The organism is Streptomyces sp. NPDC020845, from assembly GCF_044334165.1.
Classification (GTDB): Bacteria; Actinomycetota; Actinomycetes; order Streptomycetales; family Streptomycetaceae; genus Streptomyces.
In genome coordinates, this window is record NZ_JBIRSJ010000019.1 from 207,728 (window position 1) to 222,088 (window position 14,361).

Genomic DNA, 14,361 nt, shown 5'->3' on the forward strand with positions numbered 1-14,361 from the left:
AAGGCGAACCCCATGCCCGGCCCCCTTCCCCGCACGGTCCGCCGCCATCTGTCCGCCCTGCGGCTGCTGCTCGTGTTCACCGCGGTGACCGGCATCCTCTATCCCCTCGCCGTCACCGGCGTGGCGCAGCTGGCGTTCCGGGACCAGGCGGACGGCTCGCGGATCGAACGCCGCGGCAGGACCGTCGGCTCCAGCCTGATCGGCCAGAACGTCGGCCCCGACCCCCAGTGGTTCCGGCCCCGCCCCTCCGCCGGCGGGTACGACCCGCTGGCCTCCGGCGCGTCCAACCTGGGGCCGAACAACCCGGACCTGGTCAAGGCGGTCGAGCGGCGGCGCGCAGCCGTCGCCGCGTACGACAAGGTCGACCCCCAGGACGTACCGGTCGACGCCGTCACCGCGTCCGGCTCCGGCCTCGACCCGCATATCTCGCCGACGTACGCCTATCAGCAGGTCAACCGCGTCGCCAAGGCCCGCGGTCTCAAGCCGACGACGGTACGGCGGCTCGTCGCCGCACACGTCCAGGGCCGGGTCCTCGGCTTTCTCGGCGAGAAGCGGGTGAACGTCGTCGAGCTCAACGCCGCGCTGGCCGGTGACAGGTGACGTCGAGCGGCCACCCCGGAGGCCCGGTGACGGCTCAGCCGACGTGTACGTGGGGGCGGCGGGTCCGGTCGGGCTCGGCCTCGCGCAGCACCTCGCGGGTGACCGGGGCGACCTCGCCCTGTCCGAACAGGAAGAACCGCAGGAACTGGGCGAAGGGGCTGCCCTCGGTCCACTCGAAGTAGATATGCGGCCGGCACCCGGTCAGGTCCCGCACATGCAGCAGCAGCGCGGCCAGCGAGTTGGGGATGCTGGAGCCGTCGAGGGTGAGCACCCGGTAGCGCCCGTGCAGCACCTCGCCCCGGACGCGCAGCGCGGATTCGAAGTCGGAGGGGTCGCGGACGGTGACCTCGACGAAGACGAAGTCCTCGTCGACGGGGATGTCGTTGTCCGCCCGGATCTGCTGGATCTTGTCGCGGTACTCGGCCGCGTCGCGGCTGTCGGGCTCATTGGCGATGAACCGCATCCGGCGGGTGGCGGTGTCACGGACGAACCGCTCGGCCATGGGGTCCAGGTCCACCTCGGTGACGCGCAGCTCGAAGGCGCGGGCCAGCCGGGACAGCAGGGAGACGGCCATGATGCCCGCGATGAAACACGCGCCGATCTTCACACCGTCGGGCCGCTCCACGACATTGACCGCGGTCGTGTACCCGAAGACGGCGGAGATGACGCCGAAGCCGATGGTCCAGCCGCGCTGCCCGGCGCGCCGGGCAGCGATGGTGACGGCGATCGCGGCGGAGGTCATCAGGACCAGCACCCCGGTGGCGTAGGCGCCGCCCTGGGCGTCGACATCGGCGTCGAAGATCCAGGTGACCAGGAAGGCGACCAGGATGAAGACGATGACCATGGGGCGTACGGCGCGGGCCCAGTGCGGCGCCATGCCGTAACGGGGCAGATAGCGCGGCATGAGGTTGAGCAGCCCGGCCATGGCCGAGGCGCCGGCGAACCACAGGATGCCGATGGTCGCGGCGTCGTAGACGCTGCCGAACCCGGAGCCCAGGTACTCATGCGCCAGGAAGGCGAGCGCGCGGCCGTTGGCCTGGCCGCCGTCCTTGAACTCGTCCTGGGGGATGAGGAGGGTGGTGATGAAGCTGCTGGCGATCAGGAAGACGCTCATGATCACCGCGGCGGTGGTGAGCAGCTTCTTGGTGTCCCGGATCCGCCCCACCGGCCGCTCCTCGGTGTCGCCGGGGCCGCCGTCGACATGAGGCATGACGGCCACGCCGGTCTCGAAACCGGACAGACCGAGCGCCAGCTTGGGGAACACCACCAGCGCCAGGCCGACCATGACGAGCGGATTGCCGTGTTCGGCGGTGAGCGCCTGGGACCAGTCGGTGACCACGTGGGAGGCGGTGGCCACATGCCACAGGCCGACCAGCACCACCACCGCGTTGAGCACCAGATAGACGCCGACCAGGACCACCGCCACCCCGATGGCCTCCGTGAAGCCCTTGAGGAAGACCGCGCCGAGGAGGGCGACCATGCCCAGTGTGATGACGACCTCATGGCCGTGCAGGGTGCTGGTGAAGTGCGGGTTCTCGACCAGGTGGGTGGAGGCGTCGGCCGCGGAGAGGGTGATGGTGATCAGGAAGTCGGTGGCGGCGAACCCCAGCAGGGTCAGGACGAACAGCTTGCCCTTCCAGAAGGTCAGCAGCCGCTCCAGCATGGCGATGGACCCCTCGCCGTGCGGGCTCTCCTGCGCGACCCGCCGGTAGACCGGCAGCGCACCGGCCAGGGTGACGACCACGAGCACCAGGGTGGCGATGGGGGACAGCAGCCCGGCGGCCAGGGCGGCGATGCCGGGCTGATAGCCGAGCGTGGAGAAGTAGTCCACACCGGTCAGGCACATCACCCGCCACCATCGCTGACCGCGGTGGCCCTCGGAGCCCCCGGAGCCCTCGGAGTCCTGGGTCTGCGTGCCCGGCTTTTTGCTCATATCGGACAGGCCCTTGAGCATCCAGGCGCGCAGGCGACTCTCACCCGGCCCCTCCGGAGGGGCTTCCACTGGGGTGGAAGTGGTCATCGTGCACTCCTGTCGCTGCCCATAACCGAACACACCGCCGAGAGGGCGGCCAGATCAGGGTAGACGTGCCCCTCTCCGGCACCCCACGGCGGTGTGGTCGGGCCCGGCGTGTCGCGCCCGCTTCACGGCGGGCGATGCGCGTACGGTGCGCGCGGCGTCACTTGAGGCTGCCGAGCGTGATGCCCGACCGCCAGAAGCGCTGCAAGGAGATCATCAGGATCACCATGGGCAGCAGCGAGACGATCGAGCCGACGACGACCATGCCGGTCAGATCGGTGGAGGTGTCCATCTTGACCTTGAGCCAGGAGTAGAGGCCCAGCATCACGGTCCACTTCTCCTGGCTGCGCAGGAAGATCAGCGGTCCGAAGAAGTTGTTCCAGCTGGCGACGAAGCCGAGCAGAAAGATGGTGGCGGCCCCGGTCGACATCAGACGGACACCGATCTGGAAGAAGATGCGGTACTCGCCCGCTCCGTCGATCCGCGCGGCCTCCAGCAGTTCGGGCGGGATGGCCCCCTCCGCGTACACCTTCGCCAGATAGACGGAGAAGGCGTTGAAGAAGCCGGGCAGGATGATCGCGTAGGGCGTGTCGATCAGCTGCAGATCGCTGTAGAGGAGGAACGAGGGGATGGTGAGCAGCGCGCTGGGCACCAGGAACGAGCCGATGATGCAGCCCATCAGCACCCCCCGGCCGCGGAACTCGTACATCGCGAGCCCATAGCCGCAGGCGACGCAGATCAGGGTCATCCCGGCGGTGCCGACGACCCCGTAGTAGACGGTGTTCCACATCCACCGGATGAAGATGCCGTCCTGGTAGGTGAACAGCTGGTGCAGGTTGTCCCCGAGGTGGATCCGGGAGAACCACAGGCCGTCGGAGGTGTACAGATCGTTCTGGCTCTTGGTGGCGGCCACCAGCAGCCACCACACCGGGGCCAGCGAGTAGATGACGAAGAACGCCAGACCGGTGATGACCAGGACCTTGGTGCGCGTGCCATGCCGGACCGCACCGGGCGCGGTGCGGCGGCGTACGGCGCGCCGCCTGGCGGACGCGGATGCGGGCGCGGGCGCGGGCTGGAGTGTCGCTGTCATACGGGGGCCTTGTTGGTGAGTTTGTAGAAGACGGCGGACGCGGCGCCGACCACCAGGGCGAGGATGATGGACAGTGCGGCGGCGTAGTTGAACTCGCCCTGCTGGAACGCCCAGTCGTAGATCGCCATGATCGGGGTGAAGTCGCGGGTCACGGTCTCCGGGGTCATGGTCCGGAACAGCATCGGGTCACTGAAGATCTGCAGGGTGCCGATGATGCTGAGCACCGTGATCAGCACCAGGGACCGGCGCACCAGCGGCACCTTGATCGACCAGGCGATGCGCCACTCGGAGGCGCCGTCCACGCGGGCGCTGTCGAAGATCTCGCGCGGTACGGCCTGCAGCGCCGAGTAGACGATGAGCATGTTGAAGCCGACGCCGCTCCAGGCCAGCAGATTGCCGAGCGAGATCCAGATCATCTCGCCGCTGTAGAAGTTTGCGTCGATCCCGAACAGGGCGAGAAACGGCGTCAGCGGACCCACGACCGGGCTGTAGATATAGATCCAGATCAGGATGGCGACAATGCCCGGAATCATGTACGGGATGAGCAACGGCACCCGGAAGCGGGCGGCCAGGCGGTGGCTCAGCGCGTCGAGCAGCAGCGCCATCATCAGGCTGAGCAGCATGATGGTGGGGATGGCGACCGCGGCGAAGAGCGCCACCCGCAGCATAGCGGCCCAGAAGTGGGCGTCCTCCAGGCCCCGCGCGAAGTTGTCGAACCCGGTGAACTCGACGGTCTTCTCGCCGAATCCGAGCCCGGAGCTCTGCTTGGAGTAGAGGCTCTCGCGCAGCGCGAGGAGGACGGGGGCCAGGGTGAAGAGGGCGAAACCGATGAAGAAGGGGGCGGTGAAGGACGCCCCCTTCAGCGCCATCATCCGCCGCCATGGCAGCCGCGGCGCCGCCGCGCCGGGCGCGGGCCGAGGGCCCGTGGCCATGGCCTCGGCCCTCGATGTCTTGGCCCTCGACGTGTCGGCCTTGGACGTGTCGGCCATCGACGTGTCAGCCATCGACGTTGATGTTCTTCCGCTTGAGGTCGGCGACCGTCCACTTCTGCATATGCTCCAGCGCCGCCTTCATGGTGGTCTTCTTCGCGGTGACCTTCGCCCACTGGTCCTGGAGCTCGGCGAACATGCCCGTGTAGTTGGGGCCCGCCACCCAGTTGTCCCGGCCCGCCTTGACCGACTTGAGGATCACGCCGCGCGCCTCGGACTTCCTGGGGCCGAAGAGCTTCTCCGGCACCGCCGAGTCGACCCACGGGGAGGGGTCGGGGATCGCGCCCGGCCAGGTGTACTGCTTGGTGTCCTTCTGGTACGAGGCGTCGGTCGAGTCCTTCGAGGTGTTCAGCCACACCGCGGCCTCGACCGCCTCCTTCACGTGGTCGCAGCCCTTGGGCACGATCAGACCGCTGGTCGGCGAGTGCATCGGGGTGACGAACTCGGTGGCGTCCTTGAACTGCGGCCGGTCCACCGGTTCCCAGTCGCCCAGCGACTTCTTGTACTCGCGCTCGTAGTTCTGCAACTGCCAGGTGGAGGTGGGCAGGGACACCATCTTCCCGGAGTCGAAGTAGTTGATGAGCGCGGGCCTGTCCGTATACGTCTGATGGGCCACCAGGTCGTTGTCGACCAGTTGCTGGATGACATCGGCGGCCTTGAGCGACTCAGGAGACAGGAAGTCAATCTTCCACTTGTTTCCGTCGATCTTGTACCAGGAACCCCCGGCCTGCTGCACCAGTTCGATGAGGGTGCTCGGGTCTTCACCCGCCAGATTCATGACGTAGATGCCGTGCTTCTTGAACTCCTTGCCCGCGGCGATCACATCGTCCCAGGTCTTGGGCGTCTTGACGCCGTACTTGTCGTACACCTTGCGGTTGATCATCATGAACGGGGGCGTGGCGCCGCCCGGGACCGCGAAGTACTTGTCCACCGCCCGCGCGGAGGGCAGCGCCGACTCGGCGAACAGGCCCTTCTTCAGATACGGCGTCAGCTCCTCCGTCACGTCCTGGGCCAGCCCCTCGGAGGCCAGGGACGGCGCCTCGCCGAAGTTCTGGACCAGACACGGGACGTGTTTCTGGGCGGCTACCGCGTTGCGCAGATTCTGCTGGGTGCCGGGGTTGTCGGCCTGCTTCACAAACTTGAGCTTGATGTCCTTGTGTGTCGCGTTGAACTTGGCGACCACCGGGTCGACGTTCTTGGCCTCGAGCCAGTTCCAGTACTCGATGGTGACCGGGCCCTCGGCCTTCCCGGTCGTGCCGCCATCACCGCCGCCGCAGCCGGTCAGGACGACGGAGAGCACCACCGCCGCACAGGTGGCCACTCTGACCCGCTTGCTGTTCATGGATTCCTCCCGGGGAGCCGGTGATCGGACCATAGAAATCGGTCTCTGTGGAAGCTAGAGGTGAGGGTTCCGCTGGACAAGATGTCGTGCGCGGAAATTTTCGGACCCTGGTAAATTCGCTGCTCATGGTCGGTGGTACGAACCGGTAGTTCGGAGTCCGGTGCGATTTGGGATAGAGATCGATTGCTAGTGAGCAGGGCGGGCGCCGGCCAGGGCGGGGCGGGCGCCGGCCGGGGTCGCCGGGCTCACGCGGCGCGTTCCAGTTCCGTGTGATCCACCTGATGGGACAGCGGCATCCCGGCCAGCAGCCGCTCCAACTCACCCACCGCGGACAGGCCCAGTCGGCGTACCTCGTTGCCCTGCGACCCCGCCAGGTGCGGGGTGATGAAGACGCCCGGCGATTCGAAGAGGGGGGAGTCCGCAGGCAGCGGCTCCGGATCCGTGACGTCGAGGACGGCACTGAGCCGCGCGGTGCGCACCTCCTCGGTCAGCGCGTCGTGGTCCACCAGGCTGCCACGCGCGGTGTTGATCAGCACCGCGCCGTCCGGCATCAGCGCGAGCTCACGGCGGCCGATCAGGTGGTGGGTCTCGGGGGTCGCGGGGGCGTGGATCGAGACGATGTCGCTGTGCTGGAGCAGCGCGTCCAGCGACAGCAACTGGACGCCGAGTGCGGCCGCCTCGGCCTCGCCGACGTACGGATCGGCGAGGAACACCTCGAAGTCCAGCGGGCGCAGCAGCTCGATGACGCGCCGCCCGATCCGCGAGGCGCCGACGATGCCGACGCGCCGCCCGAAGTTGCCGATGCCGGGGATGATCTCGGCGAGGGGGAAGGTGCGCAGCGAGCGGTAGCGCTCGCGGGCGGCGAAGAGGTCCTTGCCCGCCAGGATGATCATGCCGAGGGTGTACTCGGCGACCGGCAGCGCGTTGGCGTCCGCGGCGGACGAGACGACCAGCCCGCGCTTCCACCAGCCGGGGGCCATGATGCCCTTGACCGAGCCCGCGGCGTGCAGCACGGCACGCAGCTTGGGCGCGGCGTCGAGCACCGCCGCATCGATCAACGGGCAGCCCCACCCGGTCAGCAGGATCTCGGCCCGCCCGAGGGCGCTCCGTACCCGCGGATCCCGGAAATCCTCGGCGATCAGCGACGGATCGACCTCCACGGAGGCCCGCAGCCGGTCCAGTACCTCGGGCGGGTAGACGCTCGGCAGGGTCTTCGTACTCATGGCGAACAACGCCAGTGGGCGCTCGGGCAAGGCATGGCCTCCGGCTCGGGGGATCTCATAGCAACCGGTCTCTATAGCAACCGGTCTCTACGGTATGGCCGCGCTCGCGAGAGGGTCAATGGAGCGGGAGCGAACGGCTGCGCCGGGGGATGCGACCGGTTGCCGTGAATGGATTGGCGTGGGGAGGGAGGCGGACATGGCAAAGGGCCCGGCGTCGGCGGTGTGCCGACGCCGGGCCCTTTGGTCCTTTGGCGGGTTCTTCGGGGCCTGAGGCGACCTCAGCCGAAGCCTTGATGGGTGACGCGATCCGCGCTCAGCCCCGATTCGGCAAGGAACTCCGTCAGCACGGCGCGCGGGTCCTCACCCCCGATGGCCGTCAGGATGTAGCCGGGGTGCGGGGCGTGTTCGACCTCCCGCACCAGGGCCACGAGCGTGCCGCTGTCGAGGGCGAAGGCGAAGGTGAACCAGTCGCCCAGGTCATCCCGAGTCAGCTCATGAGGGCCCCAGCGGGACTCCAGGCCCTCGGTCGTCACATCGAGCTGGGCGACATACGCCTGAGGAGACCCTTGGAATGCCTCCGCGTCGATGCGCCGCACGCTACCGCACCTCCGTGACGAAAACGGGAATCCTGGCGAAGTCCTCGCCACCGTGGTGGACTCTACCCACCCCCGATTCGCTGCCGAGCTCCCACGCCACATAGCCAGGCGGTGTGTTTCTCAGCGGCTTGGGCTCGACGGAGGTGTAGAACTCGAAGCTTCCGGGTGGCGCGCTGTTCGGAATGGCGCCTCGGTGGGCCTGCACCATCTCCTCGCCTCCCCAGCGTGAGGCGCGGCCCCACAACTCTCCCGACTCGACGACCTGCTGCGTCACCTCGACCGTCTGTGTCGGTGACCCCAGCCGGTGGAACGGTCCGTACAGGTCGCTGACCGCACCGATGCCGGGGTTGGGCGACTCCAGCATCAGGGGCGGTCGGGCAGCCGGCGGTTGCGGTGACACGGGGTCTCTGCTGAACAGGGACCTCAGACGATCCCTGAGGGAGGGCTTGCAGGGCGCCAGACCGTGGGGGTCGCTCCAGGTGGTGGGGTTGTGGACGTAAGTGGCGGGGTTGGGGGCGGGGGTGAGGCCGAGGGGGTCGGGGGTGAGGTAGCGGGCGGTGGTGGGGTCGTAGTAGCGGTGGTGGTTGTAGTGGAGGCCGGTTTCCGGGTCGTAGTACTGACCGGGGAAGCGGAGGGGTGTGTAGGTGGTGCTCTCGGCGGCCCAGGTGGTGGTGCCCCAGAGGGTGGTCCGGGTGTTCCAGGCGATGTCGCCGGTTTCGTCGATGAGGTGGGTGGGGGTGCCGACGAGGTCGGTGACGATCGCGAAGAAGCGCTGGTCGATCTCGCGTTGGGTGGTGGTGTCGGTGATGCGCTCGGTCTGGGCGATCGGTTGCAGGCCCTGGTGTTCCCAGGTGAGGGTGACGGGCCGGGGAAGGCCGGTCGTCGTGGTGGTCTGCTCGACGAGGACGGGCCCGTCCCAGGTGAAGTCGGTCTGCTCGGCGATGGTGTGGCCGTCGTCGGCGAGGCGTTGTTTGGTGGTGCGGCGGCCGAAGGGGTCGTAGAGGTAGCGCCAGAGGGTGCCGTCGGGGGTGGTGACGGTGGTCAGGTGGTCTTCGGTGTCCCAGGTGTAGCGCCAGGTGTCGGGCTTGCGGGAGAGGCGGGTTTTCTGGCGGAGGGTGAGGCGGCCCGCGTTGTCGTGTTCGTAGCGGATGTCTCCGGCGCGGGTGATGCGGGTGCCGGTGTAGGCGCGGGTGCCGATGGTGTCGGTGCCGGGGTGTCGCTCCGGCCAGCTGGCGTGGGTCTGGTTGCCCGCCTCGTCGTACGCATAGCTCTCGGTCCAGCGCCTCGCGTGGACGGTGGTGACGCGGCCCGCCGCGTCGAGGTCGAAGGTGCGGAGCCCGGCGTGCTGGTCGTCGATGGCGGTGAGGTGGCCGTCGGCGCGGTAGGTGTAAGCCCGGTGGTGGACGGGGTCGGTCGCGGCCGGGCCGGTGAGGGTCTGTTCGGTGAGTCGGCCGAGGGGGTCCCAGGTGTGGGTGAAGGTGAGGGTGTCGTCGAGGTGGCGCTTGGTTTCGCGGCCTGTGGCGTCGTGGTCGAAGGCGAGGGTGTGGCCGGAGGCGGTGAGGGTGGTGCGGTTGCCTGCCGCGTCGTAGGTGTAGGTGGTGGTGGCGCCGGTTGGGGTGGTGCGGCGGGTGCGGCGGCCCAGGGCGTCGTAGGTGTGGGTGAGGATCCGGCCGTTCACCATTTCGGATTTGACGCGGCCCATGCGGTCGCGCTGGTAGGTCACCTCGGTGTCGGGCCCGGTGGCGGTGGTCAGGCGTCCGGCGGGGTCGTAGGTGAAGGTGGTGGTCTGGCCGTCTGTGGTTTTACGGATCGTACGGCCGAGCGCGTCGCGTTCGAAGGCCACCGTCTGGCCGAGGGGGTTGGTGCGGGCCGTGAGGCGTCCTACCGCGTCGTGGGTGTAGTTGAGGGTGCGGCCGTCGAAGTCCGTCTCGGACACCATGCGGCCCGCCACGTCGTACTCGTAACTCCAGGTCAGGCCCTGGGGGTTGGTGACCTGGGTGAGGCGTAGCGCGGTGTCATGGGTGAACTCGTAGCGCACCCCGTCCGGGTCGGTGCGGGAGGCCAACAGGTCGAATTGGGTGTACTCGTAGGTGGTGGTCGCGCCGGTGGGGCCGGTGTGGCTGGTGCAGTTGCCCTCGCCGTCGTAGGTCCATGACTCGGTTGTGCCGTCGGGGTAGGTGCGAGCGGTGAGGTTGCCTTCGACGGTCCACTCCAGGTGGGTGGTGTGGCCGAGTGGATCGGTGATGGTGGTGGGGCGGCCGAAGGGGTCCCGCTGGTAGCGGGTGGTGGCGCCGAGTGGTTCGGTGATCTCCACCGGGAGGCCCGCCGGGTCGCACATCACGCGCGTGGTTTGCCCTAGCGCGTCAGTGGTGGCGATCAAGTGGCCGTGGTCGTCGTAGGCGTAGGTGGTGGTGTGGCCGGCGGGGTCGGTGAGGCTGGTGCGGCGGCCCGCCTCGTCCCAGGTCTGGTGCCAGGTGGTGCCGTCCGGGCCGGTGATGGTCACCGGGAGGCCCAGGGCGTTGTAGCTGGTGTGTGTTTCCAGGCCGTCGGGGCGGGTGAGGGTGGTGAGGTGTCCGGCTTCGTCGTAGGTGTGGGTGGTGGTGTGGCCGAGGGGGTCGGTGTGGGTGAGGGGGCGGTGGTGGCGGTCGTAGGTGGTGCGGGTGGTGTGGCCCAGGGGGTCGGTCTGGGCGATGACCTGGCAGGCGTCGTTGATGACGTAGCGGCTGGTGTGGCCGTCGGGCGTGGTGACGGTCGTGACCCGGTGGCCGGTGGCGGGGTCGGCGTCGTGGTAGTCGATACGGACCGATATATGGCCCGCCTCGCCGCCTTCCGCGATACATCGGTCGCGGTTGTCGTAGACGTAGTCGTAGCGGCGGTCGTTGGTGTCGGTCCAGGAGATGACCCGGCGCTCGTCGTCGTACGCGAACCGCAGCGGCAGCCCTGAGGAGTTGATGACCTCGGTCAGGTTGCCGTTGGTGTAGCCGTAGCGGACGATCTCCTGGTCCGAGCCGTCGGGCGCGGCATCGGCCAGGTGGAGGGCGGTGATCCGGCCGCCGGCGGTGGTCAGCTTCAGGTGATAACCGGCGCTGTGGCGGATACCTGTGGGCGCCCCCTCACCGTCGTGGTCGAAGGTGATGATGTGGCCGCTTCGGTCCATGACCTGCGCTAGCCGCGCAACCCCGTCGCCCCCGCCCTCCGGGCCGGTGAAGTGGCAGGCGCGGCCAGTGGCAGAGTCGGTGAGGGTGTACTCGCCGTGCGCGTCCCGCTCCAACGGCCACCGCGGACCCGCCGCGGGAAGGGTGGGCAGGCCGGGAGCCGGGTGCGGATAGGACAACAGCAGCCCGTCCTCGCTGACGAACACCACGCCCTCGGCGTCGATCTCCAGCCGCTGGTCGGCCGTGCTCGACCACGAGGGACCGAACCAGCCCCCGGCCGCGTAGCCGGATTCCGCCCGGCGGCGGAAGATCAGCGGCAGCTCGCCGGGGAGCGCCACATCCGTCTGGGGCAGGAACATCTTCCCGGTCGCCAGGTCCACCGGGTCCGTGCCATTGCAGGTCTTCCCGGCGTCCTTGCGCGCGAACGGATGCGACCCCTCCTTGCGCAGCGCCGCACGCGCCGCATCCTCCCCACCACGGGCGTACCGCGCCGCGGTCATGCCCTCCCGGGCCGCACCCATGCCCGCCCGCGCCACGCCAAGACCCTTGGTCCCGACCAGTTCGGGCACCAGACGGCCCAGCCCCTCCGACGGATCCTTGGCGAAGGCGTCGAGCATGTTCTTGCCCGCCCCCACCGGGTCATTGGCCATCGTCACCAGCCCGGCCGCCGTGCTGTTCAGGTTGGTCACGTACTCGGCGGGGTGGGTGATGTTGTACGGGTCCAGCGGATTGAGCCCACGGGCGAAATTGACCAGTCCCGCCGTCCCCTTCACCACACCCCCGGCGAAGTGGTCCAGATCCAGTGCCATGCCCTGCAGGCCACTTGCCGCCTGCTCCGCATACGACGGCTTGGGCGGAGCGGCATCCCGCGCCTGCGCCACCGCCTTGACCGCCGTCTCCTCCGCCTTGTTGCGCTGCCGCCGCGCCTCGTCCAGCTTCTCCTGCGCGGCCTGCGCCTTGGCGGGGCCCGGGTCGGCGAAATCCCCCGGCTTCTTCGGCTTGGCCCCCGGTTCCTTCCCGTCCTTTACAGCGGCGTTGTACGTGTCCACGGCCGCGTTGTACGTTTCGACCTTCCCGTTGTAGGCCGAACGCGCCTCCTCGGATGCCTTCTTGGCGGCCTTGTACGCGTCGATGGCCTCTTGCGCCTGGCCCTGCGCCCACTCCACGGTGCCCGCGAAGCCCTCCAGCGCCACCGCGGCCTTCTCGCAGGCGTCGGCGGCCTTGAACCATTTCTTCGGTTCGATGGACACCTTGTCGCGGAAGGCGTCCGCGCTCTTGCCCTTCAGGTGGGAGGCGTCCAGCCCCTTGAGGCCATTGCCGACCTGGTCGAACGCCTTCTGGAAATCCCGCAGATGCGTAGCCGTGGACCGCAGCTTCCCCGCACTGCCGAAGATCAACTTCTTCGGGTCCTCGGTCTCATCCAGCTGCATCTCGGCGACATCGGCGCCCAGAGCGTTCGCTGCCGAGCGGGACTTGTCACGGACCCAGTCCGCCCCGCCCTCCCAGCCGACCTTGTCCAGACCCTCCGCAGTCTTGTTGCCCAGCCACTCCACACCGTCCCCGACGGCCTCAGTGCCCGACTCGACCGCGTCGTCCAACCAGTCGGGGGTCAGATCCCACCCCATCAGCCCTTGTCTCCCTGCCCCGGGGCGTGACCTGCCCAGTCTTGCGTTTGCGACCAATATGCACCGTACAGCAAGGTGCTCTGCCGCTAACGACGTGGAATGGGCTGGTGCGGTTCCCGCAATCACGCCCCGGTCACAAGCCGGGCCCTCAGCTGCCGGCCGGTGCTGTCCGCTCGGCCCGGATGTCGTGGCCGTCGGCGGTCAGACAGCGGCCGGTGGACAGGTCGTAACGCCAGCCGTGCAGGGTGCAGGTGAGCTCGTCGCCGTCGAGCTGTCCGAACCGGCCGAGGTCGGCGCGCAGATGCGGGCAGCGCCGCTGGACGCGCCAGTCGCCCAGTTCGACGTGTTGGCCGTCGTCGTGCCCGGAGTCGTAGTAGTTCTCCACGTACTCGATGCGCTCGCTGGACAGACACTTGAAGAACACGTACAGGAATTCGTTGTACGGCCCGATCCGGCTGGCCCTGAAGCGCAGGGACAGCAGCAGACTGTTCGACCAGTCGACCTCGCGCCGGGCGATGTTGGTGGCGACCAGGTCGCCCGTGGTGGAGAGCGTGTAGCGGCAGCGCTCACCGTCCCAGCGGCGGACCTGGCGGGCCGGGAAGTCGATCACGATCGGGGTGTCGTCCACATCCAGCCGCACCGGGCCGCCGACCCCGTCACAGATCCGGTCCGCGCGCGCCAACAGCGGTTCCCACCACTGCTTGAGTTCGGCCAGCAGGCGTTCGGGCGGCAGCGCCGGGGCGCGCGAGGCGCGCTCGGCGGCGAGCGCGGGCTGCTGTCTGCGGGCGAAGTCACGCAGGTATGCCTCCTTGTGCTCGAAGATGTGGTCGATCTCCTTGGCGGTGTAGCGGTGGGTGAGCTTGCACGCGGTGTGCAGCGGTTCGGCGACGGTGCCCGGCAGCAGCAGGTGTGCCGAGGTGTCCGGCCGCGCCTCGGCGAGCTCCGCCAGGAACTCCCGCTGGTCGACGAAGATGCTTGTCCCCTCACGGCCGGTGCCGTTGAACTGGAACAGGTCCTCGTCGAGGAAGCAGGGCGGGCCGGCGTTGGGGAACACGTGCTTGGCCTCGACGGCGTCGATATAGCGCAGGGCCCGCTCGGACTGCCCCTCGCGCTTACGGGCGGCGAACTCCCGCTTCGCGGTGTCCGGCAGTTGATAGACCATCGGCCACCAAATCGCCCCGGAGAACTGCAGGAAGTGCGCGTCGACCTCGCCGAACGCCCGGATCGAGGGGATGTCCAGCGGATGTGCGTCGTTCTGGTTGAGCAGCACCGTCTCCCCGTCGTCCAGTGACAGCGCGGAGTCGCCGATGGGGCCGTCGCCGGGGCCGGTCAGGGCGGTGATCATGATGCGCAGGCCATCGCGCTCGACCGGGACACCGCTTTCGGTGCGCAGGAATTCGCTGAATCCGAGCGCACGCAGCTCGAACTCCAACTCGTCGGTGGCGAAGGCGGGGAGCAACACGGTGAGGTCCTTGCGCACATTGCGGCGCAGGTTCTCCGCGTCGAAGTGGTCGCGGTGCAGATGCGATACATACAGGTAGTCCGCGGCCCGTCCGTAGTGGTCCCAGTCCAGGTCGGTGTTGTCGGGGAACGGGAACCACGAGCCGAAGAAGGCCGGGTTGACCCAGGGGTCGCAGAGCACCGTTCCGGCGGCGGTTTCGATGAACAGTCCAGCATGCCCAAGTCCGGTTACACGCATAGCGCAGCACCTCAGCCCGGCTCCG

At 68.6% G+C, this 14,361-nt stretch carries 9 protein-coding genes; 1 reads left to right on the forward strand and 8 read right to left on the reverse strand.

Annotation, left to right across the window (positions count from 1 at the left end; all coding sequences use genetic code 11):
• Positions 1 to 12: 12 nt before the first annotated feature.
• Positions 13 to 600, forward strand: coding sequence for a potassium-transporting ATPase subunit KdpC (gene kdpC / locus ACH4U7_RS41715; RefSeq protein WP_398533005.1), 588 nt, complete (start codon positions 13 to 15; stop codon positions 598 to 600).
• Positions 601 to 634: 34 nt separating this feature from the next.
• On the opposite strand, the gene ACH4U7_RS41720 is transcribed toward kdpC, so the two are convergent.
• From ACH4U7_RS41720 to ACH4U7_RS41755, 8 genes are all read right to left on the reverse strand, one after another.
• Complete coding sequence (locus ACH4U7_RS41720; protein ID WP_398533006.1) at positions 635 to 2,620, reverse strand: amino acid transporter; 1,986 nt, start codon at positions 2,618 to 2,620, stop codon at positions 635 to 637.
• Between the two features lie 157 nt (positions 2,621 to 2,777).
• Positions 2,778 to 3,707 (reverse strand): carbohydrate ABC transporter permease, encoded by a 930-nt coding sequence (locus ACH4U7_RS41725; RefSeq protein WP_398533007.1) that lies wholly within the window; start codon positions 3,705 to 3,707, stop codon positions 2,778 to 2,780.
• Positions 3,704 to 4,711 carry a carbohydrate ABC transporter permease gene (locus tag ACH4U7_RS41730; protein ID WP_398533008.1) on the reverse strand — a complete coding sequence of 336 codons (1,008 nt, stop codon included), beginning with the start codon at positions 4,709 to 4,711 and terminating at the stop codon, positions 3,704 to 3,706. Before ACH4U7_RS41730 ends, ACH4U7_RS41725 begins: the two co-directional genes overlap by 4 nt.
• Positions 4,704 to 6,038, reverse strand: coding sequence for an ABC transporter substrate-binding protein (locus ACH4U7_RS41735; RefSeq protein WP_398533009.1), 1,335 nt, complete (start codon positions 6,036 to 6,038; stop codon positions 4,704 to 4,706). The genes ACH4U7_RS41730 and ACH4U7_RS41735 overlap by 8 nt, the downstream gene beginning before the upstream one ends.
• 245 nt (positions 6,039 to 6,283) lie before the next feature.
• On the reverse strand, positions 6,284 to 7,291 hold the full coding sequence (locus ACH4U7_RS41740; RefSeq protein ID WP_398533010.1) for a hydroxyacid dehydrogenase: 1,008 nt from the start codon (positions 7,289 to 7,291) through the stop codon (positions 6,284 to 6,286).
• A 248-nt stretch (positions 7,292 to 7,539) separates the two neighbouring features.
• Positions 7,540 to 7,857 carry a hypothetical protein gene (locus ACH4U7_RS41745; RefSeq protein ID WP_398533011.1) on the reverse strand — a complete coding sequence of 106 codons (318 nt, stop codon included), beginning with the start codon at positions 7,855 to 7,857 and terminating at the stop codon, positions 7,540 to 7,542.
• Between the two features lies 1 nt (position 7,858).
• Complete coding sequence (locus ACH4U7_RS41750) at positions 7,859 to 12,637, reverse strand: putative T7SS-secreted protein (RefSeq protein WP_398533012.1); 4,779 nt, start codon at positions 12,635 to 12,637, stop codon at positions 7,859 to 7,861.
• Between the two features lie 148 nt (positions 12,638 to 12,785).
• Positions 12,786 to 14,336, reverse strand: coding sequence for a Rieske 2Fe-2S domain-containing protein (locus tag ACH4U7_RS41755; protein WP_398533013.1), 1,551 nt, complete (start codon positions 14,334 to 14,336; stop codon positions 12,786 to 12,788).
• Between the last annotated feature and the right edge of the window lie 25 nt (positions 14,337 to 14,361).

Bases quoted from the DNA above. Each gene is read 5' to 3' on its own strand.
- kdpC (WP_398533005.1), top strand. From the start codon at position 13: ATGCCCGGCCCCCTTCCCCGCACGGTCCGCCGCCATCTGTCCGCCCTG.
- ACH4U7_RS41720 (WP_398533006.1), bottom strand. From the start codon at position 2,620: ATGACCACTTCCACCCCAGTGGAAGCCCCTCCGGAGGGGCCGGGTGAG.
- ACH4U7_RS41725 (WP_398533007.1), bottom strand. From the start codon at position 3,707: ATGACAGCGACACTCCAGCCCGCGCCCGCGCCCGCATCCGCGTCCGCC.
- ACH4U7_RS41730 (WP_398533008.1), bottom strand. From the start codon at position 4,711: ATGGCTGACACGTCGATGGCCGACACGTCCAAGGCCGACACGTCGAGG.
- ACH4U7_RS41735 (WP_398533009.1), bottom strand. From the start codon at position 6,038: ATGAACAGCAAGCGGGTCAGAGTGGCCACCTGTGCGGCGGTGGTGCTC.
- ACH4U7_RS41750 (WP_398533012.1), bottom strand. From the start codon at position 12,637: ATGGGGTGGGATCTGACCCCCGACTGGTTGGACGACGCGGTCGAGTCG.
- ACH4U7_RS41755 (WP_398533013.1), bottom strand. From the start codon at position 14,336: ATGCGTGTAACCGGACTTGGGCATGCTGGACTGTTCATCGAAACCGCC.